General features: G+C 71.2%; 22 protein-coding genes and 2 pseudogenes. 12 read left to right on the top strand and 12 right to left on the bottom strand.

The features are described from left to right. Positions 1–6: 6 nt before the first annotated feature. On the bottom strand, positions 7–1,419 hold the full coding sequence (locus OG787_RS26825) for an NCS2 family permease (RefSeq protein WP_405536637.1): 1,413 nt from the start codon (positions 1,417–1,419) through the stop codon (positions 7–9). A 113-nt stretch (positions 1,420–1,532) separates the two neighbouring features. Between OG787_RS26825 and OG787_RS26820 the strand changes: the two genes are divergently transcribed. Further along, the gene (locus tag OG787_RS26820) at positions 1,533–1,793 is read left to right on the top strand and encodes a DUF2530 domain-containing protein (protein ID WP_369037401.1); all 261 of its coding nucleotides are present in this window, start codon (positions 1,533–1,535) and stop codon (positions 1,791–1,793) included. Between the two features lie 221 nt (positions 1,794–2,014). Continuing rightward, entirely contained in the window at positions 2,015–4,435 is a 2,421-nt protein-coding gene (locus tag OG787_RS26815; protein WP_369037402.1) for a cation-translocating P-type ATPase, read from the top strand. A gap of 15 nt (positions 4,436–4,450) precedes the next feature. Here the strand turns inward: OG787_RS26815 and OG787_RS26810 are convergent, their stop codons facing one another. The 5 genes and pseudogenes from OG787_RS26810 to OG787_RS26790 all read right to left on the bottom strand — a co-directional run. Beyond that, positions 4,451–5,377 carry a hypothetical protein gene (locus OG787_RS26810; RefSeq protein ID WP_369037403.1) on the bottom strand — a complete coding sequence of 309 codons (927 nt, stop codon included), beginning with the start codon at positions 5,375–5,377 and terminating at the stop codon, positions 4,451–4,453. A 177-nt stretch (positions 5,378–5,554) separates the two neighbouring features. Further along, positions 5,555–6,481, bottom strand: coding sequence for a hypothetical protein (locus tag OG787_RS26805; protein ID WP_369037404.1), 927 nt, complete (start codon positions 6,479–6,481; stop codon positions 5,555–5,557). Between the two features lie 15 nt (positions 6,482–6,496). Next, positions 6,497–7,291 carry a hypothetical protein gene (locus OG787_RS26800; protein WP_369037405.1) on the bottom strand — a complete coding sequence of 265 codons (795 nt, stop codon included), beginning with the start codon at positions 7,289–7,291 and terminating at the stop codon, positions 6,497–6,499. 222 nt (positions 7,292–7,513) lie between these two features. Next, the gene (locus OG787_RS26795) at positions 7,514–10,657 is read right to left on the bottom strand and encodes a sacsin N-terminal ATP-binding-like domain-containing protein (protein WP_405536635.1); all 3,144 of its coding nucleotides are present in this window, start codon (positions 10,655–10,657) and stop codon (positions 7,514–7,516) included. 15 nt (positions 10,658–10,672) lie between these two features. After that, positions 10,673–11,119, bottom strand: a pseudogene (locus OG787_RS26790) (MBL fold metallo-hydrolase); the annotation flags it as partial. 18 nt (positions 11,120–11,137) lie between these two features. On the opposite strand from OG787_RS26790, the pseudogene OG787_RS26785 reads away from it, so the two are divergent. Then, positions 11,138–11,344, top strand: a pseudogene (locus OG787_RS26785) (AraC family transcriptional regulator); the annotation flags it as partial. A gap of 97 nt (positions 11,345–11,441) precedes the next feature. Then, positions 11,442–12,329: a prohibitin family protein gene (locus tag OG787_RS26780; protein ID WP_369037407.1), complete on the top strand. Its 888-nt coding sequence runs from the start codon at positions 11,442–11,444 to the stop codon at positions 12,327–12,329. An 82-nt stretch (positions 12,330–12,411) separates the two neighbouring features. On the opposite strand, the gene OG787_RS26775 is transcribed toward OG787_RS26780, so the two are convergent. Next, positions 12,412–13,371, bottom strand: coding sequence for a DUF3027 domain-containing protein (locus tag OG787_RS26775; protein WP_369037408.1), 960 nt, complete (start codon positions 13,369–13,371; stop codon positions 12,412–12,414). Positions 13,372–13,809: 438 nt separating this feature from the next. Here OG787_RS26775 and OG787_RS26770 point away from each other — a divergent pair, with 438 nt between their 5' ends. The 4 genes from OG787_RS26770 (at position 13,810) to OG787_RS26755 (ending at position 17,328) form a co-directional block, all read left to right on the top strand. After that, positions 13,810–15,234, top strand: a complete 1,425-nt coding sequence (locus OG787_RS26770; RefSeq protein ID WP_369037409.1) for an MFS transporter — start codon at positions 13,810–13,812, stop codon at positions 15,232–15,234. A 72-nt stretch (positions 15,235–15,306) separates the two neighbouring features. Then, positions 15,307–15,786 (top strand): DUF2771 domain-containing protein, encoded by a 480-nt coding sequence (locus OG787_RS26765; RefSeq protein WP_235477312.1) that lies wholly within the window; start codon positions 15,307–15,309, stop codon positions 15,784–15,786. Then, entirely contained in the window at positions 15,756–16,469 is a 714-nt protein-coding gene (locus OG787_RS26760; protein WP_405536634.1) for a futalosine hydrolase, read from the top strand. The genes OG787_RS26765 and OG787_RS26760 overlap by 31 nt, the downstream gene beginning before the upstream one ends. After that, positions 16,453–17,328, top strand: coding sequence for a 1,4-dihydroxy-6-naphthoate synthase (locus OG787_RS26755; RefSeq protein WP_405536633.1), 876 nt, complete (start codon positions 16,453–16,455; stop codon positions 17,326–17,328). The genes OG787_RS26760 and OG787_RS26755 overlap by 17 nt, the downstream gene beginning before the upstream one ends. Before the next feature lie 33 nt (positions 17,329–17,361). Here OG787_RS26755 and OG787_RS26750 read toward each other — a convergent pair whose 3' ends face one another. Next, a complete protein-coding gene (locus tag OG787_RS26750; protein ID WP_369037412.1) occupies positions 17,362–17,745 on the bottom strand; it encodes a cold-shock protein in 384 nt (127 codons plus the stop codon). A gap of 175 nt (positions 17,746–17,920) precedes the next feature. On the opposite strand from OG787_RS26750, the gene OG787_RS26745 reads away from it, so the two are divergent. After that, positions 17,921–18,175 carry a hypothetical protein gene (locus tag OG787_RS26745; RefSeq protein WP_369037413.1) on the top strand — a complete coding sequence of 85 codons (255 nt, stop codon included), beginning with the start codon at positions 17,921–17,923 and terminating at the stop codon, positions 18,173–18,175. Here the strand turns inward: OG787_RS26745 and OG787_RS26740 are convergent. Next, positions 18,148–18,795, bottom strand: a complete 648-nt coding sequence (locus OG787_RS26740) for an HAD family hydrolase (RefSeq protein WP_405536632.1) — start codon at positions 18,793–18,795, stop codon at positions 18,148–18,150. The genes OG787_RS26745 and OG787_RS26740 overlap by 28 nt on opposite strands. A 13-nt stretch (positions 18,796–18,808) precedes the next feature. Then, on the bottom strand, positions 18,809–19,819 hold the full coding sequence (locus OG787_RS26735; protein ID WP_405536631.1) for a hypothetical protein: 1,011 nt from the start codon (positions 19,817–19,819) through the stop codon (positions 18,809–18,811). Positions 19,820–20,072: 253 nt separating this feature from the next. Between OG787_RS26735 and OG787_RS26730 the strand changes: the two genes are divergently transcribed. The 3 genes from OG787_RS26730 to OG787_RS26720 all read left to right on the top strand — a co-directional run bounded on the left by OG787_RS26730 (position 20,073) and on the right by OG787_RS26720 (position 23,228). Then, positions 20,073–22,616: a helicase-associated domain-containing protein gene (locus OG787_RS26730; RefSeq protein ID WP_405536630.1), complete on the top strand. Its 2,544-nt coding sequence runs from the start codon at positions 20,073–20,075 to the stop codon at positions 22,614–22,616. Positions 22,617–22,777: 161 nt separating this feature from the next. After that, positions 22,778–22,906 (top strand): hypothetical protein, encoded by a 129-nt coding sequence (locus OG787_RS26725; protein ID WP_369037653.1) that lies wholly within the window; start codon positions 22,778–22,780, stop codon positions 22,904–22,906. A 100-nt stretch (positions 22,907–23,006) separates the two neighbouring features. Then, positions 23,007–23,228 carry a hypothetical protein gene (locus OG787_RS26720; protein ID WP_405536628.1) on the top strand — a complete coding sequence of 74 codons (222 nt, stop codon included), beginning with the start codon at positions 23,007–23,009 and terminating at the stop codon, positions 23,226–23,228. 9 nt (positions 23,229–23,237) lie between these two features. Here OG787_RS26720 and OG787_RS26715 read toward each other — a convergent pair whose 3' ends face one another. Continuing rightward, entirely contained in the window at positions 23,238–23,789 is a 552-nt protein-coding gene (locus tag OG787_RS26715; protein ID WP_405536627.1) for a hypothetical protein, read from the bottom strand. 44 nt (positions 23,790–23,833) lie between these two features. Further along, a complete protein-coding gene (locus OG787_RS26710; protein WP_405536626.1) occupies positions 23,834–24,943 on the bottom strand; it encodes an aKG-HExxH-type peptide beta-hydroxylase in 1,110 nt (369 codons plus the stop codon). Positions 24,944–24,962: the final 19 nt, after the last annotated feature.

The raw sequence follows: 24,962 nt of genomic DNA, 5'->3' as shown, positions 1-24,962 counted from the left end.
CGGAGGTCACGTGAGACCCAGGGCGGGCATCAGGTAGTAGAACCCGAAGACGGCGGCGACGACGTACATGGCCACCGGGACGTCACGCCCCCGCCCGGCCGCCAGTCGCAGCACGACGAAGGTGATGAAGCCCATGCCGATGCCGTTGGTGATCGAGTAGGTGAACGGCATCATCACCATCGTCACGAAGGCCGGAACGGCGATCGTGTGGTCGGCCCAGTCGATCTCCCTGACCGAGCCGGCCAGGATCAGGAAGCCGACGGCGAGCAGGGCAGGGGTGGCGGCCTGGGACGGAACCATGGTGGCCACAGGGGTCAGGAACAGCGCGACGGCGAAAAGAGCCCCCGTGACGACGTTCGCGAACCCGGTCCGCGCGCCCTCCCCGACACCGGCGGTGGACTCGACGAAGCAGGTGGTGGCGGAGGAGGAACTCACGCCACCGGCGGCAACGGCAACACCGTCCACGAAGAGCACCTTGTTGATGCCAGGCATATTGCCTTGCGCGTCCGTCAGCCTGGCCTCGTCACTGACGCCCATGATCGTGCCCATGGCATCGAAGAAGCACGAGAGCAGCACGGTGAACACGAAAAGGGTGCCGGTCAGCACACCGACCTTGTCGAACCCGCCGAACAGACTGACCTTGCCGATGAGCCCGAAGTCGGGGCTGGCGACCGGGTTGCCGGGCCACTCGGGGGTGGTGAGCCCCCAGGAGGACACGGAAGCGACGGCATCGATGACCACGGCGAGCACGGTCATGGCGACGATGGAGATGAGGATCGCGCCGGGCACCTTGCGGGTGATGAGCGCGAGGGTGAGCAGAGCACCCAGCACGAAGACGAGAACCGGCCAGCCGTCGAGATGACCGTCGGCGCCGAGCTGGAGCGGAACGGTGGTCTGGGCGGCATCCGGAATCCGGCTCACGAACCCGGAGTCGACGAGCCCGATCAGCATGATGAACAGCCCGATGCCGATGGAGATGCCCTTGCGCAGCCCGAGCGGCACGGCGTTCATGACACGCTCACGCAGGCCGGTGGCAACAAGCAGCATCACAACAAAACCCGCGAGTACGACCATCCCCATGGCGTCCGGCCAGGACATACGGGGTGCGAGCTGGAGCGCGACGACGGTGTTGACCCCGAGCCCCGCCGCCAGCGCGATGGGCACGTTGCCGACAACACCCATCAGCAGTGTGGTGAAGGCGGCGGTCACGGCGGTGGCGGTGACCAGCTGACCGTTGTCCAGCTGATGGCCGTACATGTCCTTGGCGCTGCCGAGGATGATCGGGTTCAGCACGATGATGTAGGCCATCGCGAAGAAGGTGGCGAACCCGCCGCGGACCTCCCGGGACAGCGTGCTGCCCCGCTCGGAGATCTTGAAATAGCGGTCGAGGGCGGCCGTGGCGGGGGCCGAGGTGGACATGCGCGCTCATGTTTCTGTTGGCGTTTCGTACGAAAGAAATGAGCCAGGCTCAAGTCGTTTCAGTATGAACATATGAGGCCGGATTGACGAATCGGGCCTCGTAAGCTGTGCCCATGGCGAAGTGGACACCGAAGCACGAGGCGCCGGCACCCCTGGAGGGCCCCGTCGTCGCCACCATCACAGGCGGCACGATCCTCTGGTTCGTCCTCTTCCTGGCCCAGCTCCCCTTCTACGGCTGGTACGCGGACCACAACCACGAGTGGTGGGTCTGGACGTGCCTTGCCGGGGCGGGCCTGGGCCTGATCGGGATTTGGTACGTCCGGAAACGGGACGCGGCGATCAGACGGTCCCATTCCAGCCCGTCCGGCGCTTGAGGACGAGCGCGTTCAGCGCGACAGGGGGGTCTGGGGGCGCAGCCCCCAGGAACGGGATGGGACGGGTAGGGGCGGCGGGGGCGAAAACCCTACGACCCGCACCCCCTACACACCCCCGACTACAACCACCGCACCATTTCCCACCCCACCCCTCCTCCCCAGGTCGGATCTTTGCCGCACTCAGCGGGTGAAGCCCCAAATCCACCCGTACCGTCGAACACATGACGCACATCGACGCCGGCGCCGAACTCGATCCTGTGCACCCCGTACCCCTGCCCCTGCCCGGCACGCCCCGCGGCAGCACCCCCCGCGCCACCGGCCTCACCACCACCGAGGTAGCCGAACGCGTCGCCCGCGGCGAGGTCAACGACGTCCCGGTACGCAGCAGCCGTAGCATCTCCGAGATCGTCCGCGCGAACGTCTTCACCAGGTTCAACGCGATCATCGGCGTCCTCTGGCTGATCATGATGTTCGTCGCCCCGTTCCAGGACACCCTGTTCGGCTACGTCATCCTCGCCAACACCGGCATCGGCATCATCCAGGAGTGGCGGGCGAAGAAGACCCTCGACTCCCTCGCCGTGATCGGCGAGGCCAAACCGACGGTCCGCCGCGACGGCGTGGCCTCGGAGGTCAGCAACTCCGAGATCGTCCTCGGGGACCTGATCGAGATCGGCCCCGGCGACAAGATCGTCGTGGACGGCGAGTGCGTAGAAGCAGACGGCCTCGAAATCGACGAGTCCCTGCTCACCGGCGAGGCCGACCCCGTCGTCAAGCAGCCCGGCGACCAGGTCATGTCGGGCAGTTTCGTGGTCGCGGGCGGCGGCGCGTTCACGGCGACGAAGGTCGGCCGCGAGGCGTACGCGGCCCAACTGGCCGAAGAGGCCTCCCGCTTCACGCTCGTCCACTCGGAACTCCGTACGGGCATCTCGACGATCCTCAAGTACGTGACCTGGATGATGGTTCCGGCCGCGATCGGCCTGGTCATCACCCAACTGGTCGTCAAGGACAACGACTTGAAGGACTCGATCGCCCGCACGGTGGGCGGCATCGTCCCGATGGTCCCGGAGGGCCTGGTCCTCCTGACCTCCGTCGCCTTCGCGATCGGTGTCATCCGGCTCGGCCGGAAGCAGTGCCTCGTACAGGAGCTGCCCGCGATCGAGGGCCTCGCCCGCGTGGACACGGTCTGCCTGGACAAGACGGGCACGCTGACCGAGGGCGGCATGGACGTGACCGAGCTGCGCTCCCTCAACGGCAGCGACGAGACATACGTACGCCGGGTCCTGGGCGCCCTCGGCGAATCGGACCCCCGCCCGAACGCCTCCCTCCAGGCGATCATCGACGCCTACCCGGACAGCGAGGACTGGCGCTGCACGGAGTCGCTGCCGTTTTCCTCGGCGCGCAAGTACAGCGGGGCGTCGTTCAGCGAGGGCAACGGCGAAACGAGTACGTGGCTCCTGGGCGCCCCGGACGTGTTGCTCTCCCCCCAGGACCCGGCCCTCGCCGAGACGGACCGCCTGAACCAGGCCGGTCTGCGCGTCCTCCTCCTCACCCGCACCACCCGCGACCTCGACCACCCGGAGGTGGCCACCGACACATCCCCCACGGCCCTGGTCGTCCTGGAGCAGCGCCTGCGCCCCGACGCCGCCGACACCCTCCGCTACTTCGCCGAGCAGGACGTCGACGCGAAGGTCATCTCGGGCGACAACGCGGTGTCGGTCGGCGCGGTGGCAAGCAAACTGGGCCTGACCGGGACGACGGTGGACGCCCGCCAACTCCCCACCGAGGCAACGGAGATGGCGCAGGCACTGGACGAAGGAACAGTCTTCGGCCGGGTAACCCCGCAGCAGAAGCGGGACATGGTGGGCGCGTTGCAGTCACGCGGGCACACGGTGGCGATGACGGGCGACGGCGTGAACGACGTACTGGCCCTGAAGGACGCCGACATCGGCGTGGCGATGGGTTCGGGCTCGGAGGCGACGCGGGCGGTGGCCCAGATCGTCCTGCTCAACAACAGCTTCGCGACGCTGCCTTCGGTGGTGGCCGAGGGCCGCAGGGTCATCGGCAACATCACCCGAGTAGCGACCCTGTTCCTGGTCAAGACGGTCTATTCGGTCCTCCTGGCCGTCCTGGTGGTCTGCTGGCAGGTCGAATACCCCTTCCTGCCCCGCCACTTGACGCTGCTCTCCACGCTGACGATCGGCGTCCCGGCGTTCTTCCTGGCGCTGGCCCCCAACAAGGAACGCGCGAGGCCCCACTTCGTACGCCGGGTCATGCGCTACTCGATCCCGGGCGGCGTACTTGCAGGAGTGGCAACCTTCGCCACGTACCTGATAGCCCGTCACCACTACACAGGAGAGGGCGCGTTGGACGCGGAAACAAGCGCGGCGACGTTGACCCTGTTCCTGATCTCGATGTGGGTGCTGGCGATCATCGCCCGCCCGTACACCTGGTGGCGGATCGCCCTGGTCGCGTCGATGGGCGCGGGGTTCCTGCTGGTGCTGGTCGTACCGCCGCTCCAGGAGTTCTTCGCGCTGAAGCTGGTGGGGACGACGATGCCGTGGATCGCGGTGGGTATCGCGACGGTGGCGGCGGCCATCCTGGAGATCCTGTGGAGGTGGGTGGACCGCCGCTTCCCGGCGTAGTTCGTACGGGTGCGCCTACTTCACGTCGATGAAGTCGGCGGCGGCGCTGGCGCCCACGGTGGTCCTGGTCCCCGCGAAGACGTACTTGAAGAACCCGTCGGCGGTCGCCTTGACGGTGGTCTTCAGGTCGCCCGTGGTGGTCGTCTTGATGGTCTTGACGACGGTGTAGGCGGTGGTGCCGTTCTTACGGAACTGGAGCTGCACCGGCTGGGTCGCGTACCCGGTGTAGTTGGGCCCGTCCCAGTTGGCGCGGGTCAGCTTGCCGGTGACGGTGATGGTCTTGCCCTTCTTCACCGGCTCCGGGGTGGCGTTGACCGTCAGCTTGGAGACGCGCCGCACGGTCGTGGTGCCGAGGTCGCCCTGCTGGGCGATGCCGACCTTGGAGGGGTCGAAGCTGTCGCTCTCGGGGTCCTGCCCGTTGAAGGCGATGGCGAGCCCGCCGGCCGTCCAGGTGGCCCCGGCGTCGGTGTTGGTCAGGTCGCCCTCGCCCGGGTAGATGTCGAGGTTGGCCTTGCAGTTGGCGGTCGTGGTCGACGTCGCCGTGCAGGTGCCGGCCTTCTCACCGAAGATCACGTTGTCCGGCGTCGCGAAGTCGCCCCGGTACAGATACGGCCCGCTGTCGAAGTCGGCGGCCTTGATGTCGACCTCAGTGCCGTGGGTCAGCGTGTAGGTGACCGGGACGACGAGGTGTCCACCGGCACCGGCGTTGATCGACTTGGCGACCTTGAAGTTGGAGAAGCTGACGTTCAGCTTGTACGGCTCGTCGGCGGCGACGGGCGACGTGATGAACGCGGACTTGCCGCCCGCCAGGATCTTCGCGGCGGCCGCGTGGTAGCCGGAGTCGGCACCGGAGGCGTGGACATCGGCCTGCGCGGCCGGCACGGCGAGGGCGGAGAGGGCCAGGGCGCCGGAGACGGCGGCCACAGTGGCACGTATACGCATGCGTGTTCCCCAAGTAGGAGAAAGTGATCGTGGAGCCTGTTGGCCCCCATGATCAGATCCCTTGCGGGGGTGGTTGGTTGCGCGGGGGTGACGTAATTTTGCGCACCCCTTACACACACGCCCGCCGCCGGCCCCGGGAACGCAGGAGCCGGCGGCGGTACACACACTGCGTGGCGGCTACTTCACATCGATGAAGTCGGTCGCGGAACCGAGGGCGGCGGTCGTCGCGGTGCCCGCGAAGACGTACCGGAAGTACCCGTCGACGTTCGCCTTGACGGTCGTCTTCAGGTCACCCGTGGTGGTCGTCTTGATGGTCTTCAGGGTGGTGTAGGTGCTGGTGCCGTTCTTACGGAACTGCAACTTCACCGGCTGGCTGGCGTACCCGGTGTAGTTGCCGGCGTCCCAGTTGGCGCGGGTCAGCTTGCCGGTGACGGTGATGGTCTTGCCCTTCTTCACCGGCTCCGGGGTGGCGTTGGCCGTCAGCCGGGAGTGACGCAGGAGGTTGGGGCCGGCGAGGCCGTCCTTCTCGACGTATCCGACCTTCGTGACGTCGAAGTCGTCGCTGCCGAAGTCCTGGCCGTTGAAGGCGACGGCGTACGCGTACGCCTTCCACTTCCCGGCGGTCTCGTTGAACAGGTCTTCGCTCGGGCTGATCACGATGGACTGGGTGCAGTTGGCGACGGTCGCCGAGACGGCCTTGCAGCTGGCCCAGTCGTCGCCGAACAGCCCGAACTCGGAGTCGGCGTACGTCGTGCCGTAGTACAGCTCGACGTCGGTGAAGAAGTCCTCGGCGGCGATGTCGACATCGGCACCGTGGGTCAGCGTGTAGGTGATCGGCACGGTCAGCTTGCCGCTGATGCCCGCAACGATCGACCTGCCGTTGTTGACCTTGATGTTGGAGAAGGAGGCGTCCAGGACGTACGGCTCGGCGACAGCGGCGGCCGAGGCACTGAACGCGGACTTGCCGGAGCCGGCCTGCCCGGCCTCACGGACCTTGGCGACATCGGCCCGGGACACCGAGCCGTCGGCCTGCGCGGCCGGCACGGCGAGGGCGGAGAGAGCCAGGGCGCCGGAGACGGCGGCCACGGTGGCACGTATACGCATGCGTGTTCCTTTTCTCTACTTCACGTCGATGACGTCACCGATGGCCGTGATCGGCGCGGTGGTCGTCGAGCCCGCGAAGGCGAAGCGGTAGGTGCCGTCGACCGACGCCTTGACGGTCGTCTTCAGGGCGCCCGCGGCACCCGCCTTGACCGTCTTGACGGTGGTGAAGGTGGTGGCGCCCGTCTTCTTGAACTGGAGGGTCACCGGGGCGTTGACGTAGCCCCCGTACTTGTTGGTGTTCCAGTTGGCGCGGGTCAGGGTGCCCTTGACCGTGATGGTCGCGCCCTTCCTGACCGGCTCCGGGGTGGCGTCGGTGTTGAGCTTGGAGTGGAACTTGATCTGGGTGGTGCCGAGGCCGGCCTGGGTCTTGTAGTCGCCCTCGTCCGTGATGGCGACGGCGCCCACGTTCCACGTACGCGCGTCGGTGTTCCGGAGCCTGCCGTCCGAGCCACTCGTGTGCAGGTTGATGAAGCCCTTGCAGCTGGCGGTGGTCGTCGAGGTGGCCGCGCAGGTGCCCGGCTCGTCACCGGCGAGGCGGATGTTCTCCAGGCCGAAGGAGGAACCGACGTAGAGGACCGGACCCGTGGCGAGCTTGTCCGAGCTGATGTCGAGACCGGCGGCGTGCTTGAACGTGTACGTCACCGGGACGGTCGCGGTCCCGGTGGCCTTGGCCACGATCGGCTTGCCGTTGTTGACCGTCACCTTGGTGAAGGTGACGTCGGGCGCCGAGGCGGCGTGCGCGGCGGGCACGGCAAAGGCGGAGAGGGCCAGGGCGCCGGACACGGCGGCCACAGTGGCACGTATGCGCATGCGTTTCCCCAAGTGGAGAAAGGGGGTCCGACGGTGGCCGTCCGTACGGAATCCATCCGTCACGGATCGCGGTCGCACCTGGACCCAAATGATCTTGGAGTCTGTTGACTCGCTCGCTCAGATCCGTGACGGATGGGAATGGTTGTACGGAAGTTGCGGAAGTTTTGGAGACCGCGCAGATTTTACGTACGGATTACCTCAGCCCTCCCGTACCTCACTGCCTCAGTCGAACCAGCGGTCCCGTGCCAGCTCCGTCGTCCTCGACGGATCCTCCAGCAGTGCCGCCACCTCGAACCGGCGTGGCCACTGGCCGGCCGCCCAGGCGAGGCCCGCCGCGACGCCCTCCAGCGTCGAGGCGTGCAGCACCCCGTCCCGCGTCCGCCGCCAGTCCAGCTCCACGCCGTCGACGACCAGCTCCTCGTGCTCGACGTACGTCGCCGGAGTCCCCGGTCCCAGCAGCACCCGTACCGACTCCGGTACGTCGTGCTCCGCCCCCTCCGAGGTCACCTCGCCGGTCACCGACTCGCTGAGCCGCCGCACCTGGAACAGCTCCGCCAGCTCGGCCGCCCGCGCGGGGCGTACGGGGAGCAGCGGCACCCCCGCCGTGAAGGGCAGCAGGTCGGGTGAGTCGACGACCACGGCGTCGGCCGCGTCCACCACCTCCACGTGACCGTCGACCACCGCCCGCAAGTCGTCGGGCAGCGTGACCTGTTCGGGGTCGAGGTCGGCCAACGCCCCGTAGAGGGCGTGTAGTTGGGCGCCGCTCACGTCCCGGTCGGGGTCGGCGAGGCGGTCGAGCAGTTCGGCCGCGCCGCCCGGCTCGTCGAGGAGAGCGGCCACCGACGTCCGTACACCCAGCGCCCGCAGCACCTGCTCGTCGTCGAACCCGGTCGCGTCGGCCTCCTCGTACAGGCCGCGCAGGAGCGGGTCGCCGCCCGCCGCGAGGAGACCGGCCGGCCTGCGCCCGTCCAGCACCGGGTTTCCGCGCAACCACCAAGCCGTGTACGGGCGTACGAGTTCATGCGTGCCGTCGGGCAGCAGGACGCGCACCGGCTGGACGATCGCGTCCCGGAGCGGCGGCTGGGCCAACAGCGCCAGGGCCTGGGGCCAGCGGTCCTCGTCCACCAGGTCCAGGTCCCGTACCGCTACCAGTTCCGTGGCGACCGGAGGCACCGGCGAGTCAGGGAAACGGTCGAGGATGTCCTCGCTCCACACGTCCACGGCGTCGAGCAGACCCGGGTCGTCGGGTTCGGCGAAGTCGCTGTCCCGGGGCTCCAGTTCGTCCGGGTCGAGGACGACGTCGGTCGCCCTCACCAGCGCGAAGTTGGCCAGGACTCCGCACGCCGCCAGCGGCTGTTCGCCCCACCTGTCCGCCAACTCGGCGTCCACCGCCGCCAGTTCACCCTCCCTGATCACCTCGGCGAACGGGCTGCCGGGGAGGACGAGTTCACCGGCGGGGGCCAGCTCGCCGTCCTCGTCGGGGAGGGCGAGGGCGCCGAGCCAGGGCTCGTCGCCGGGTTCGAGGCCCGCGTCCCGGACCAGGGCGAGGACCGCGTCGGCCAACTCCTCGGCGTCCGGGGCGCCTTCGTCGTCCCACGCCATACCGGCGGCGTCCTCGTCGAGGGAGGAGGCGACGGCGGCCCGTACCTGGGGAGTGGTGAGGACGGCTCGCGGGGTGGCCGGGAGGGCGCCCAGCTTCTCCAACAGAGGGTGGGCGGCGTCCGGGTGGGCGACCTTGAGGCCGAGCCGGGCGAGCGTCTCGGGTGCGGGCGCGCCCTGCCCCTCCCCACTCGTGGGCAGCAGAACCTGGCGGGGGCCGATGGTCGTACGGCCGTCGGCGAGCGGCACGGGCAGCCCGGTCAGCCGGTCGGGGTCGACGCCGGCCAGGCTGTCGTACAGCCGGTGCCACCACTCGGGCGCCTTCTCCAGGCCGGCGAGCCGGTCGACGGCGTCGGTCAGGGGGACGCGGGCGACGCCCAACGTCCGCAGTTCCACCCGGCGTTCGAGCCCGGCGGGCAGCAGCGTGGGCAGCACCTCGGCGAGGACACGGACCGTCTCGGCCCCGGCGCCCTCGACGACCTCCGCGTCACGGGGACGGAGAGCGGAGGGCAGCTCGTCGTCGTCGCCCGGGTCAAGTGCGGGCGGCAGGAAGGCGGTTCGCGGCAGCCGCTCGAGGATCGCGTGCCGCAGCTGCCCGTCCAGCTCGCCCTTGCCGAGCGAGCCGGGCACGAGGGCGATGATGCCCTCGCCCACCGGGTGCCAGTCGGCGAGGAGTTCGGCGTACGCGTCGGCGGCACGCTGCACCAGGAAGTCGGTGAGCGGGCCGGGCGCGGCATGCCGTCGGGCGGTGTCCAGCGGCAGCGAGGCGATGAGCAACGCCGGTACGCCCAGCGGCTCGTCGCTCGGTGTGGGCGCGTGCACGACGGGGCTCGTCCGGGGCGGTACGGGAGTGCCGTCGGCGTCGACGGGCACGGCCCAGGTGACCGACCAGAAGGGACGCAGCCGCTCCTCGACCGGCCGCCCCGCCAACAGGGCGGATTCCAGTGGCCCGTGAGCCGAGACGGTACGCCAACGGCTCGTACCGTCCCGCGAGTCCTCCACGAGGGTCAGGGCGTCGTCGGTGCGGCGAGTGAGGGTGCGCGCCTGCTCCCCCACCTCGATGACGACCTCCTCCAGACCCGGCAACGTCAGGAGCAGCGCGTCGTCGACGCCGCTCAGCAGCCGCTCCGCGAGATCCTCGGCGGCGGTGTCGCGCAGGGGGAGGATGACGGCCGTGTCGTACGGGTCGGGGGCGGTGCCCTCGGCGGCGAACGGCAGCCGGAGCAGCGGCACATGGCCGTCGCGGCGGCGGATCTCGTCACCGAGCCCGGGGCTGTGCCGGGCGGTCTCGGCGGCCAGCTCGCGGGCCTCGGCCAGCGACCACCGCACGCCCCCGTGCCGTCCGACGACGGCGGGCTCGTCGCTCACGGCGAGCACGGCGGCGAAGCCGACACCGAACCGCCCGACGGCGCCCGTCTCCTCGCCGTCCTGGGCGTCCCGCTTGGCGGAGGCGCGCAGCGTGGAGAGGGACTCGACGCCGGTGGCGTCCAGCGGGGCACCGGTGTTGGCGGCGACGAGGACGCCGTCGCGGAGGGTGAGGCGGAGCCGTCCGGGTACGCCTGCCCTGGCCGCGGCATCGGCGGCGTTCTGGGCGAGCTCGACGACGAGCCGGTCCCGGTACCCACCGAGGACGAGATCCTCCTCGGCGTTGGCGTCCTCACGGAACCTGGCGGGGCTGGTCGCCCAGGCGTCCAGAACACCCCGGCGCAGACGGGCCGTACCGAAAGGGTCCGCGCCCTCAGCTGCTGGCCGCACGAACTTGCTCACGTACGTTCACTCTCCTCATCGGCGTGAGCAAGAAGGTACCGCGCGCCGGACAGGGCGCCCGCCACCCGCCGTCGCACCGGCCGCCGTCCACGCGCCGAGGGCGAACCCGGCACCGTCCCGCCGCACCTCCAGCGCACCCGCACCCCCGAAGTGCGCGGGCACGAGCAGTTCCCGTTCGTCGGCCGCCCGCCCGAGAATCCGGCGGCGGCCGGCCACCGCCTGTTCCGGGTCCAGGCAGGCGCTGCTGTTGCAGCAGGGGTCGAGGATCTGCGTCGGGCTGTGCAGCAGATCCCCGACGAAGACCGCCCGGTCGCTCCCGGACGCGAGGCGCAGCACGGACGAGCCGGGAGTGTGGCCGGGCGCGGACTCCAGGGTGAGGTGTTCGTCGATGCGGTGCAGGCCGTCCCAGAGCACGGCCTGTCCGGCCCGGTGGACGGGCGCGACGCTGTCCTCGTAGAAGCGTTGTCCGGCCCGTAGTGCGACCCGGTGACGGCCGTCGCCCTGCGGGCCATGCACGCGGACCCGGCCGCGCCGTGGAGCAACGACCGCCTGGCCACGGAGGCGGGCGTCTCCCGGCCCACCCCGGCCCGCCGGTTCACCGCCCTGGTCGGCCGCCCGCCGATGACGTACCTCACCTGGTGGCGCGTGATCCGTGCCGCCACCCTGCTCCGCGACACCCGGGAAACCGGACACCCCTTACGATGCGCTCCGGATCACGCCCGAGGCGGCGCGGATCCATGAATCCGGTACCTGGTAGCAGGTACTTGTTGCTCAGGGGGGCTCTGTGTTCGTGCTGTCCATCCTGCTGCTCATAGCGGCAGTCGTGCTCTTTCTCGTCGGCCGTGGCCGGGACGCCGGCGGCTGGCGGATCGGGGCCGCGCTCAGCGTCGTCGGGGCCGTGCTGGCCGGTGTCTTCGCCTGCGTCCATGTCGTGAGCGCCTACGAGGTCGGGGTGCCGGTGACCTTCGGGAAGATCGGGAAGCCGCTGAACTCCGGCGTCCAGTTCAGGTCGCCGTTCACCGAGGTCACGTCCTTCTCCACGCGTCCCGTGGACCTCAACCTGTACGACAAGGACGTGGTCGAGGTCCGCTCCTCGCAGGGCGGGGTGCTGTACGCCGACGTCACCATCAAGTGGGCCGTCATCCCCGCCAAGGCGGTCGAGCTGTACCGGCTGGCGGGCAGTGAGGAGGCGGTCGAGGAGCGGCTGGTGCTGCCGGACAGCCGGGAGATCATCCGTAACGTCTTCGCGAAGCACACCAGCGAGGAGGGTTACGCCTCCGCGCGCGAGCAGATCGGCTCGGAGATCGCGGCGCTCGTCAAGGAGCGGCTGGCTCCGCGCGGGATCGACGTCACCAACGTGAACCTGCGCAACGTGAAGCCGTCGGACAAGCTCCAGGACCAGATCGACAAGAAGATCCAGCAGGAGCAGGACACCGAGCGGGCGGTGGAGGCGGCGCGTACGGCCAAGGCGGAGGCGGAGCGCAAGCGGATCGAGGCGGAGGGTATTGCCCGGGCCAACGAGATCCTGGCTAAGTCGCTGAGCGACAAGGTGCTGTACAACCAGTGCCTGGAGGCTTACAAGGAGGCGGCTGCGGCTAATCCGGTGTATGCGGTGCCGTGTGGGACGGGGGCGAATGGGACGTCGGTGATTGTGGACAGCAGTAAGAACTAGTCGGTAGTTCGTTGGCTGCGGGCCGGTGGGGGCTTGTCGCGCAGTTCCCCGCGCCCCTAAAAGACACACCCCCACCGCACGCCTACGAGTGACCCAGATCCGCCGCAGCCTCGTCCGTGTCCGTGCCCACCGAACCCGAGTCCGCCGCGGGCCGCAGCGGGAACGGGTCCACGATCGTCTCGTCGATCACGTGCGGCGGCGGAACCGGAGGTTTCGGCATGATCGCTGCTTCCGAGTGGCCGCCGCAGCCGTACGCCAGGGACACCACGCGGCCGTCCGCCGGGGCGAACTCGTTCGTGCAGACGCCGAACGCCTGTCCGAGCGAGCCGCCGATGGCCACCAGGAACCCGCAGCTCACGCAGGTCGCCGGGGCGGCCTGGGCCATGGGGGTCTTGGGGCCGTAGGCGTCCTCCCAGCGGTCGGCGGCGCTGTGGAGGCCGTACCGGGACAGGACGCGCGCCCGGCGCATGCCCAGTTCCTCCGCCACCGCCGCGATCGAACCGCGGGCCGGCACCACCGTGAAGGCGGACGGTGAGCCCGCCGTGATGTCCGCGTCCTCGGCGTCCGCCAGATCCGCCGCCAGTTCCACGGAGGCCGCGGCCGTCGCCGAACCGGCCGCCGAGACCACCGAGTTGGGCAGGGGCTCGTCCTCGCCCGAGTAACCCGGCTCCAGACGCAGATCCTCCGCGTCCGTCGGGAGCAGGTCGCCGGGGCCCATGTCGCCGGGGCGCAGGCGCTCGCTCCACGGCACCCATTCCGGTGCCTGGAGGGCGTCCGGTCCGGGGAGGAGGACCACCTCGTCCAGGGTGACCAGCTTGGCCCGGGACGCCCGGGCGACCGTCACCGCCCAGCGCCAGCCCCGGTAGCCGAACTCCTTGCACTCGAAGAAGTGCGTCACGACGCGGTCGCCCTCGGACATCAGGCCCGAGTGCTCGCCCACCACGCCGGGTGCCGCCGCCTCCTCCGCCGCTGACCGGGCGAGGTCGACGGCCTCGGCGCACAGGCGGTCGGGGGTGCGGCTTCGCGTTGTCGCTGCGCTCACAGGTATCGCTTCTCTCCTACGCCGTCTCACGAGTGCGCCCGTCCCGACGGGGTGCGAACGGTTGCGAACGGAGCGGACCAGAGGGCCGCGTCGACGTCCGCGCCCGATCGCGCTCGGGCGCACCTACGTCATCCATTCTGCGGGATGGCCGAGAGGCGCGCGGCCGAGAACAACCGCCACTGCGCGCTACGCACGCTACCTTCTCCAGAGCCCGGGGCCCACACCGACGGGACGGTTCGCGACGACCGACATCCAACTGTGGCAACTCCGACCCCTCTCAAACACCGTTCCGACGCGCCTCTCACGCCACCCTTCCCAGCCCCCGATGGCCGGAAAACACCCCGCAGGACCCCGCTCTCCCACACCTTCCCCACCCCACTCGGCCCCATACGCGCGGTAACCGCACTAGGTACGCCCTTCTCGGGGCACTATGGCGGGGTGGCAAGCGAGAGGTCGCCCCACGGCGCCACCGGGGTCGGTGGGGTCCAGGGGAGCAACCGGCGTGGCGCACGTGACCGGGTGAACGGGTCCGTGCGCGCTGTCGGGCGTGCCCTGCATTTCCCCGTCACCGGCACCGCCCGGGGCATCCGCAAGGCCACGCACGCGCACGGGGCCGGTGAGTCCGGGCTCGGCAAGCTCATCGAACTGCACGCCGTGAACGGCGCCGGCGATGTCATGATCACCATCGCCCTCGCCTCCACCGTCTTCTTCTCCGTCCCCACCGACGAGGCACGCGGGCGCGTCGCCATCTATCTCGGCATCACCATGGCGCCCTTCACCCTCCTCGCCCCCGTGATCGGCCCCCTCCTCGACCGCCTCCCGCACGGCCGCCGCGCCGCGATGGCCGGCGCGATGCTCGCCCGCGCGATGCTCGCCCTGCTCCTGGCGGGCGCGGTCGCGACGGGCAGCCTGGAGCTGTACCCGGCCGCACTGGGCGTCCTGGTCGCCTCGAAGGCGTACGGGGTCGTCCGCAGCGCGGTCGTCCCCCGCCTCCTCCCACCCCGTTTCTCCCTGGTCAAAGCCAATTCGCGGGTCACGCTGAGCGGCCTGCTCGCCACCGGCATCGCGGCCCCCATCGGCGCCGGGCTCCAGGTCCTCGGTCCGCGCTGGCCGCTCTACGGCGCCTTCGTCATCTTCATCGCGGGTACGTTCCTGTCCTTCACGCTCCCGGCCAAGGTGGACTCCGCCAAGGGCGAGGACACCGCCCTGCTGGCGGCGGACCCGGATCATCTGCACGGCCCGCACCTGCACCCCGTGAAGCGGCCCGGACTGCGCACGGTCGGTACGGCCGTCACCCACGCCCTCGGCGCCAACGCCGCCCTGCGCTGCCTCTCGGGCTTCCTGACCTTCTTCCTCGCCTTCCTGCTCCGCGAGCACCCGCTGACCGGCGAGAGCGCCGCCTGGTCGCTGGGCATGGTCGCCGTCGCGGCGGGCGTCGGCAACGCGCTCGGTACGGCGGTCGGGGCGGCCGTGAAGCAGCGCGCGCCCGAACTGATCGTCGTGACGGTCGTCGGCGTGGTCCTCGGCGCCTCGATCATCACCGCGATCTTCTTCGGCGCCGCCCTGGTGGCCTGCCTCGCGGCGGTCGCCGGCTTCTGCCAGGCCCTCGCCAAGCTGTCCCTGGACGCGCTGATCCAGCGGGACGTCCCCGAACTGGTCCGCTCCTCCGCGTTCGCCCGCTCGGAGACACTGCTCCAGATGGCCTGGGTGCTCGGCGGCGCGATCGGTATCGCACTGCCCCTGGACGGCACCCTGGGCCTCGGGGTGGCCGCCGCGATCGTCGCCACGGGCTGGCTGACCACGGCCAAGGGCCTGATCGGCTCGGCCCGCCACGGCGGCCGGGCCCACCCCCGCGTCGCCTGACACCACTCACCGGGGCCCGGCACGCCGTACCCACGTGACAACCGCGCCCCGGGCGCCCGATAGCCTTCGGCCATGACCTCGTTGCGTTCCGCTTCCACTGCGCGCCGTCGCCGCGCTGTTGCCGCCGTCGCCGCCGTTGGTGCCGGACTGCTCGTCCTGTCCGCCTGCGACAAGCCGACCCCGATCTCCACGATCACCGTCGGCCGTTCCTCGGTGAACTCGGAGGCCTCCTGCTACGACGACGGCAAGGAGCTGAAGACCGCCGACGTGGCCGCGTGCCTCAAGGACACGGACATCAAGAGCATCAAGGTGGACCCGGACGAGACCGTGCGCTTCGGTGTCGACCCGGAGATCGCCGACAAGGGCTGGACGATCCTGATGAACGGTCAGCCGCTGACCGACTCCAGCACCAAGACGTACCGCACGATCCCCGGCAGCGTCTTCTTCAACGCCCAGTACGGCGCCCAGGGAAACTCGACGCTCGTCTCCGTCAAGGAGGGCGAGAACGAGGTCAACGGCCTGTGGTCGTTCCGGCTGAAGAAGGACTCCTGACGCCGTCAGGGGTACGAGTCCTGATCGCCACCGCGGTCCCCGCCGAACGGGACGCGGTGGCACAGGCGTTCCCAGGGCATGACGGACCGGTGGACATCATCGCCGTGGGAGTCGGCCCCGCCGCCTCCGCCGCGTCCACCGCCACCGCGCTCACCACGGCCGCCCTCCGCGGCACCCCGTACGGCCTGGTCGTCTCGGCGGGCATCGCCGGCGGTTTCCAGCCGGAGGCGCCGGTCGGCTCGCTGGTCGTCGCCGACGAGATCACCGTCGCGGACCTGGGCGCCGAGACCCCGGACGGGTTCGTTCCGGTCACCGGTCTCGGCTTCGGCACCGTCACCCACCGTCCGCCGGAATCACTCGTACGGGATCTCACGGCCGTGACAGGCGCCCGCACCGGCACCGTCCTGACCGTCTCCACCGTCACCGGCAGCGCCGAACGCGCCGCCGAGCTGCGCGCCCGGCACCCCGGCGCGCTGGCAGAGGCGATGGAGGGCTTCGGCGTGGCCGAGGCCGCCGCGGCGCACGACGTACCGGTACTGGAGATCAGGGCGGTGTCGAACCCCGTGGGCCCCCGGGACCGAGCCGCCTGGCGCATCGGCGAGGCGCTCACGGCCCTGACGGAGGCCTTCGGGAAGCTCGGACCGGTACTGGAGAGTTGGAACCCACATGAGCCCAAAGCCTGAACAGCCTGAGCAGCCCGAACAGCCGCTCCAGATCGCGTACTCGCCCTGCCCGAACGACACCTTCGTCTTCGACGCCTGGGCCCATGGCCGGGTGCCGGGCGCGCCCGCGCTCGACGTGACCTTCGCGGACATCGACATCACCAACGGCATGGCCGAGCGCGGCGAGTTCGACGTGCTGAAGGTGTCGTACGCCGTGCTGCCGTACGTCCTCGACGAGTACGCGCTGCTGCCCTGCGGGGGCGCGCTGGGCCGGGGCTGCGGCCCGCTGGTGCTCACGCGGGAGGCGGGGGCGGACCTGACGGGCCGTACGGTCGCCGTGCCGAGCGAGCGGTCGACGGCGTATCTGCTGTTCCGTCTGTGGGCGGCGGACACGATCCCCGGCGGAGTCGGACGGGTGGTCGTGATGCCGTTCCACGAGATCATGCCCGCCGTACGGGACGGGAAGGTCGACGCCGGGCTGGTCATCCACGAGGCCCGCTTCACGCACCAGAACTACGGCCTGCACAAGCTCGCGGACATGGGCGAACACTGGGAGTCGACGACCGGCCTGCCGATCCCGCTCGGCGCGATCATCGCCAAACGCTCCCTGGGGACGGAGACACTGCAACTCCTCGCCCAGTCCGCCCGGACGTCCGTACGAGCCGCCTGGGACGATCCGGAGGCCTCCAGGGCCTATGTCCTGGAGCACGCCCAGGAGATGGACCCGAAGGTCGCCGACCAGCACATCGGTCTGTACGTCAACGAGTTCACCGCCGACCTCGGCGAGGACGGCTATGCGGCGGTCAGGGGACTGTTGACGCGCGCGGCGGCCGAGGGGCTGGTGCCGCCCCTCGGTCCGAACGCACTCGATTTCCCCTAGAACTCTGCGAAATCTCCAGAGCCGCCTTACACGTCACACGTCCAACTGGTCGGCGACCGCCCGCAGGAGGCCCGCGATCTTCTTGCCCGAGGTCTTCTCCGGGTAACGGCCCCTTTCCAGCATCGGGGTGATGTTCTCCAGGACGGTCGTCAAGTCCTGGACGATGGACGCCAGTTCGTCGGGCTTCTTGCGCTGGGCCGCCGCTACCGACGGGGTCGGGTCCAGGATCACGACCGAAAGTGCCTGGTCACCGCGTTGGCCGGCGACAACTCCGAACTCGACGCGCTGGCCGGGCTTGAGGGCATCGACTCCGGCGGGCAGGACCGAGGAATGGACGAAGACGTCACCGCCGTCGTCGCGGGAGAGAAAGCCGAAGCCCTTCTCACTGTTGAACCACTTGACCTTGCCGGTGGGCACGTCTGTTCCTCGTCCTCGTACTCGTCGGAAAACTGCTTCGGGCTGCTGGAGGAAAACGAGCGCTGATAGCACTTGGGCGGGTCGCTGGACCCGCCGGTACCAAGGCTAATGGTCGACAGGCAGGTGACAAGACGTCGCCGGGTTGTTCCTTCGGGCAGGGAACTACCCTGGTCGAGTGCGTGACAAAACCCAAACGAATTCCGCCGCGGCCGGAGATCGGCTGATCCGTGTCGGTGCCATCGTGTTCTTCGTCGGTGCGGTGGCCACTTTGGTCACCGTGGCCCCATTCCTCCTCGGGACGACGCCATTCCCGACATACATGTTCGGTTTGAGCATGCTGATGGGCGTCGGCTTCCTCGTCGCGGCCGCGGGCGTCCTCCGGTCGGTGGCCGAGGGCCGCCGTCAGGCGCGCGCGTCCACGCCGCTGTAGGCGGCCAGCCAGGCCGGGAAGTGGGTGAGGTCGTCGAGGACGACGTCCGCGCCCGCCTCGCGCAGCTCAGCGGCGTCGCAGGGCCCGGTGGGCACGGCCACGGACAGGGCACCCGCGGTGCGTGCGCCGCGTACGTCCCCCACGTGGTCGCCGACGTACACGCTCGCGCCGTGCTCGCGCAGCGCCACCGCCTTCTGCTCGGCCCAGAGGTTCCCGATGACCGCGTCGGGCTCGATCCCGAGGTGCGCGAGGTGCAGCTTGGCGTTCGGTTCGTACTTCGCGGTGACGACGATCGCGCGCCCACCGGACTCCCGTACGGCCGCTATCGCCTCACGGGCGCCGGTCATCGCGGGGGTCGCGGTGATGGCGATGGCCGGATACATCTCCCGGTAGAGGTCGCTCATCTCCGCGATGCGATCGGCCGGAAACCAGTGCACGAGTTCGTCCGCGAGCGGCGGTCCGAGGCGCGTGATGGCCAGATCGGCGTCGATGAACGTGCCCGTCCGCTCGGCAAGCGCCACATAGCAGGCGTGGATGCCGGGCCGGGAGTCGATGAGGGTCATGTCGAGGTCGAACCCGACGGTGGGCGGGCCGGGGGGTGTGGATGTCATATGCACCATTGTGCGGGAGCCCTCAGCGGGGGCGCTGGGACCGCCAGACCAGGAAGAGGGCGGAGGCGACGGCGGCTCCCCGGACGACCCAGGGCCAGGTCTGGCCGATGGCCTCGTTCATGTGCCCCTCGGCGATGGGATCGCCCCAGCGGCCCTGCGTACGCCCCCACAGCCACCCGGCACCGGCGGCGACCGCCGCGCCCGGGAGGTAGACGACCGCCCACTTGGTCTCGGCCTGGGAGAGCCGGCGCGAGGCGTAGGCGATGGCCCACCCGATGAGCAGGGCGTAGAGGTTGCCGAGGACCGCTCCCGCGACGAGGAGGCCGGCGGCGAGGAGGAGCAGGGGGTTGGTCCAGCGGCCGGAGGGGACGGGGAGGCGCAGCCGGAGACGCCGCCGGGGAGCGCCCTTCTCGGCCTCGTCGGACTCGACCGCCTGCGCGACGGGCTCGTCGGCGGGCTTGGCCTGCGGCTTGTCGAGTCTTGGTCGCGATGGCTTGAGCAGGTCGGGGATCTCGACGCCGCCGACGAAGCCTGCCGGGAGGCTGTCGGTGTCCGTGAGCGAGCCCCTGCCGCTACCGCTGCCTGCCAACCACCAGTCCGTGTCGCCGGGTTCGTCGGTGCCGGTGAGCTGGAGCGGGGCGGGGTCTCCTTCGGAGGGAAAGGGAGCGAACACCTCGGTCTCGGTCTCGGTCCCCGTCTCCGCGGGGCGCGGGCGCGGTACGAGGCGGCCGAGCCCCTTGCCCTTGCGCTGGGGCTCGTCGCGATCGCGTTGTACGGGGACGGAGGCGCGCGGTGCTTCGGGGGCGCCGCCGCCGATGCCTGCGACGACCTCGTCGGGGGTGCCGATGCGGTCGAGGATGCGGCGTACGGAGGCGGGGCTGTCGACCGGGGCCTTGGCGCGGCGGCGGTCGATCTCGTCCCGCAGCCCCGAGACGAGGCGCATGCGGTCGCCGGACGGCAACTGGCGCTGCTGGGCCAGGTCTCCGACCTTGCTCAGATACTCGTAGACGACCTGATCGCTCTCGATACCCACGAACCCAGACGTTACCGGCCGGACCACCTTTCCTCGCCCCCGCCGCCCCTACCCGTCCCATCCTCGGGGGCTCCGCCCCCGAACCCCCGCTCCTCAAACGCCGGAGAGGCTGGATAGTCAGCCCGTCCGGCGTTTGAGGACAAAGGGGGGTCTGGGGGCACAGCCCCCAGGGATGGGACGGGTAGGGGCGGCGGGGGCGAACCCCAACGGCGCGCACCCCCGCCCACCCGCACCACCCGCTACCGTGGTCAGGATGAGCACCGAGGAGACACCGGCGCCGCGTTCGCTCGCGGAAGCGCTTCGCGCGCGGGACGACGCGTCCCTGGCCGCGCTGCTGCGCAGCCGTCCCGACCTCATCACCCCCGTCCCGACCGACCTCACCCAGCTGGCCACCCGGGCGGGCACGCGCGCGTCGGTCGTACGCGCCCTGGAGCGCCTGGACAGGTTCACCCTCCAGACCGCACAGGCGCTGGCCGTCGCCCCGGACCCGGCGGCGTACGAGGATCTGCTGGCGCTGCTCGCCGGCGACGCGGCCGATCCCGCCGTCGCCGCCGCCCTCCCGCGTGCCCTGACCGTGCTGCGCGAGCAGGCCCTGGTGTGGGGCGGGACGGACCGCCTCCGCCTCGTCCGTACCGCGCGTGAACTTCTCTCGCCCTCGCCGCAGCATCCGTCCCCGACGGGACTCGGCCCGACGGTCGCGGAGGCGACGGCGGGCATGTCGCCGGGGCGGATCCAGGAGATCGTGACGGCGGCGGGGCTCACGTCGACGCACGACTCGGTGAGCGCGGTGGCCTCGCTGACCGCGCTGTTCACGGACCGCAAGCGGATGGCCGCGCTGCTCGACTCCACCTCCCCGGACTCCGTCGACGTACTGCGGCGGCTGGTCTGGGGGCCGCCGTACGGCCAGGTCACCGCCGAACCGGCCGCGCATCTGCGCCTGTTGCTGGACCGGGGGCTCCTGCTGCCCACGGCGCCCGGCACCGTCGTACTGCCGCGCGAAGTGGCCCTGCATCTGCGCGAGGGCCGGGCGCACCGTACGACCGAGCCGTTGCCGCCGGGTGTCGAGCCGGCCGCGACGCATCGTCCACAGGTTGTGGACAACGCGGCGGCCGGGCAGGCGTACACCGCGCTCGCGACCGTCGAAGAGCTGCTGAAGGAGTGGGACGAGGGCGGCCCGGCGGTGTTGCGGGCCGGTGGGCTGAGTGTCCGTGATCTCAAGCGGACCGCCGTCGCCCTCGACCTCTCCGAGCCGGTGGCCGCCTTCTGGGTCGAACTCGCCTACGCGGCGGGCCTGTTGGCGTCCGACGGCGAGGCCGACGAGCGGTACGCGGCGACCCCGGCGTACGACGAGTGGCTGGAGCTGCCCGCCGCCACACGCTGGGCGCGGCTCGCGGAGGCGTGGCTGACGGCGACCCGGACGGCCGGGGTGATCGGCGGCCGGGACACCAAGGACCGGACGCTGTCCGCGCTCGGGCCCGGCCTGGACCGGTCGGCGGCGCCGGAGGTACGGCACCGGGTGCTGATCCTGCTGGCGGCCCTCCCGGAGGGCACCTCACCGACCGTCGAGTCGGTGCTGGCCCGGCTGCACTGGGAGCGTCCGACGCGCGGCCCGCAGCAGGAGAGGGACGGCGGTGACGAGGATCTGCGTACCCGGCTCGCCCGCTGGACCCTCTCCGAGGCCGAGTCGCTGGGCGTCACGGGCCGGGGCGCGCTCTCCGCACAGGGCCGGGCCCTGCTGGGCCTCCCCGCGGCTCCGTCGAAGGCGCCCGAGCCGACGGGCCCCGGCGACAAGCTCCCGGTGCACCATCACCGGCATCCCGCCCCGGAACCCCTCACCGCCCCCGAACAGGCCACCGCCTCCGCGACGGCCGCCCGTCTCCTCGCCCCGCTCCTCCCCGAGCCGCTCGACCACGTCCTGCTCCAGGCGGACCTGACGGCGGTGGCCCCGGGCCCGCTCAAGCGCCCGCTGGCCGAGATGCTCGACGTGCTCGCGGACGTCGAGTCGAAGGGCGGCGCGACGGTCTACCGCTTCACCCCGGGCTCCGTACGCCGTGCCCTGGACGCCGGCCGCTCCGCCTCCGACCTGCACGACTTCCTGACCGCCCACTCCCGTACGCCGGTCCCGCAGCCCCTCGCCTACCTCATCGACGACGTGGCCCGCAGACACGGGCATCTGCGGATCGGCGCGGCCTCGGCGTACGTGCGCTGCGACGACGACGCGGTGCTCAGCGAGATCCTCGCCGACAAGCGGTCCGCGAATCTGCGGCTGCGGCGCCTGGCGCCGACGGTGCTGGCGGCCCAGACCGACCCGGCCTCGCTCCTCGACGGCCTGCGCGCGATGGGCTTCGCGCCGGCCGCCGAGTCCGCCGAGGGCGACGTCCTGATCACCCGGGCCCACGCCCACCGCACCCCGCCGCGCACGGCCCCGGACCCGGTGCCGGACGGCCCGCCGGCGCCCGACGGCACGCTCCTCTCGGCGGCGATCCGGGCGATCAGGGCGGGCGACCTGGCCTCGACGGCCCCGCGCAAGCCGACGGAGACCCCGGCCTCGAACGGCGACCTCCCGCGCACCAGCTCCGCCGAGACCCTGGCCACCATGCAGGCCGCCGTGATGACCGGCGAGGCGGTGTGGATCGGGTACGTCAACGCGGAGGGCTCCGCCAGTCAACGCGTCATCGCGCCGATCCGCGTGGAGGGCGGCTTCGTGACGGCGTACGACCACACCGCGGACGAGGTACGGACGTACCCGTTGCACCGGGTCACGGGCGTGGCGGAGCTGGCGGACGACCAGCCGTGACCGCCGCCGTCACTCGTACGGGTGGCGCCCCGAATCCATGCGCGCCACGCCGGAGACTTCCCACGCACGAGGGAGCTTCGGGCCTGTTCCGCATCCCTGAACGGACCGCTGGGCAGCCACGGAACGTCCTGATCAAGTGCAGTGGAAGGAAGTCCCGTCCCATGCGTTCTGCCCGTCGTGTCGCCACCCTCCTGGCCGCCACCGCCCTGCTGCTCGGCGCCTTCACCACCCAGGCCGCGGCCATCGGCATCGACATCGCCGGCCTGGTCATCGAGACCCCGGCCATCTGACGCGGGCGCCGGGCCCGCCCCGGGCCCGGCCCGCCCCTCCCCCCTTGCTGCATCCCTATCTCTGATCTCTATCTCTGCCGGAAAGGCTTCCGAAGTCCCCATGCGTGCCAAACCCCCCGCCCGCACCCGTTCCGTCGTCGTCCTGACCGCCGCCGCCGTGCTGCTCTCCGCGGCGGCCCTCGTCGCCGTACTCGCGCCCGAGTCCTCGGCGGCGACGTCCGTGCTCCCGCTGCCGTTGCCGGGTGTCGAGTCCCTGGTCACCGAGGGCGTCACCATCGAAGGACCGCTGGTCAACAACCTCAACCTGCCGCTCCTGAAGTAGCCGGGCGGGTCAGCAGGCCGCGATCCGGGCGTCCGAGGGCAGGCCGAAGTGGGCTCGGGCGGCGGTCTCCAGGGCGGTGGACGAGAGGGTGTCGTCGGCGTCGGACTCGGTGAGGAAGCTGAAGTGGTCCTCCGTCCACTCCGCGTGGCCCGCGCCGTCCGGCGGCTCCTCCCGCGACACGACGCGGTAGCCGCCGGGGGCGTCGTCGTCCCGCTCCAGCCGCACGACCTGCGGGTGGCTGGAGCCGCCGCACTCCACGAGAGCGCCCGCGCGGGTCCCGTACGCCATGCACAGGGTGTTGACACCGGCCCGTACGAATCCGTCGCCGTCCGCACGGAGTTCGAGCGGCTCCGCCCGGCAGAACCACCGCACCCCGCTGCCGGGCACGGTCTCCTCGTAACCGCTGCCCCGGGAGTCGGCCACGAGCCGGCTCTCGATCACGGGCCGTACCTCGCCCCACAGGCGGGCATCGACCCCCGTCGGCCACAGCACCCACGCCCCCGTGGCCACCAGTACCGCCGCGGCTCCGACACCGGATGCCCAGAAGCGTGTGGACGTCACCGCCGACTCCTTCCGGCCCGTGCGCACCGCGCGGGTCCGCCCGTTCAGACGGTCGGAAGGTGCCCAAGGTTGCCGGGGAATTCGCGCGAGCGTGCGAGGGCGCGGCGCATCTCCTCGGTGAAGCGGCGGCCGGGGGGCAGGAGTTCGCCGCTGCCGAGGAGCGTGTCGACGGCGCGGCGGGTGTGGCCGTACCAGGTGGTGTGCTCCTGCTCGGCCCGGGGGTCGGGCGGAGCGGCGGCCCGTTCGGTGTGCCAGAAGTCGCAGACGCCCAGGTGGGCGTAGGTCCCCTGGAGGAGCGCGTCGAGCGGCCGCGGGTCGGGGCGCCAGGGGGCGTCGTAGCGGGCCGGGGAGGGCGGGCCGTACAGCGGGACCAGGTCGAGCAGGGCGCCGAGCTGGACGTGCAGGAACTCGTGGACCAGGGTCAGCGCGAGGAGCACGGGGTCGCCGGGCGGGGAGAGGGCGACGGCGCCGTAGGCCCGGCGGGCGGCCGAACTGACCGCCGTACCGCCGGGGGCGGGGTGCAGCGGCACCAGGGTGGTCAGACAGGCGGCGACGGCCCGGGCATGCCAGGGATGCCGGCGCACGAGAACCCGCCAGGCACCGTCCAGCAACCGCTGCCACTCACGGACCTCGTCCCCGGTCTGCGGCCCGGCGGGCAGATGACCGTGGACGGCCCGGAACGGCCCACGGTCATCCAGCCGGACACGCAGTACGAAGCCGTCACACTCGGCGGACAGCACCCGCGCCCCGGACAGCACGTCCGCCCCACCCCGAACCAGTTCACCGAACCAGCCAAGATCGGGCCGCCCACCCTGAGCCGACTCACCCAACGCACGGGCCAGCCCCTCGTCCAGGTAGGGATAGAGCATCGTCCGCCGCCAACGCTCCGGATCCTCACGGTGCATCTCGGACAGCCGCCGGTACGGCTCCTCGAAGCCGGCATCGGGGGGCAACGCCCGACGCACGGCCACCGCCAGCAACATCCGCTTGCCCAACTGGCCCCGGCGCAACACCGCGACGGCGTCGGCACCGCCCCGGGCGCGGGCGATGGCGTCGAACAGGTCGGGGTCGAGGTCGTGGGGGGCGAGGGGGCTGAGGGCGGAGGGGGTGTCAGGAGGCGGGCCGGAAGGCCGGAGCGGGGCTGGGTCGGACACGGGGGCTTGCTCCTCGCGG

This window comes from Streptomyces sp. NBC_00075 (assembly GCF_045041225.1).
Classification (GTDB): domain Bacteria; phylum Actinomycetota; class Actinomycetes; order Streptomycetales; family Streptomycetaceae; genus Streptomyces; species Streptomyces adonidis.
Note: the sequence above shows the minus strand (reverse complement) of the source record. Positions and strands in the feature narration are given on the sequence as shown.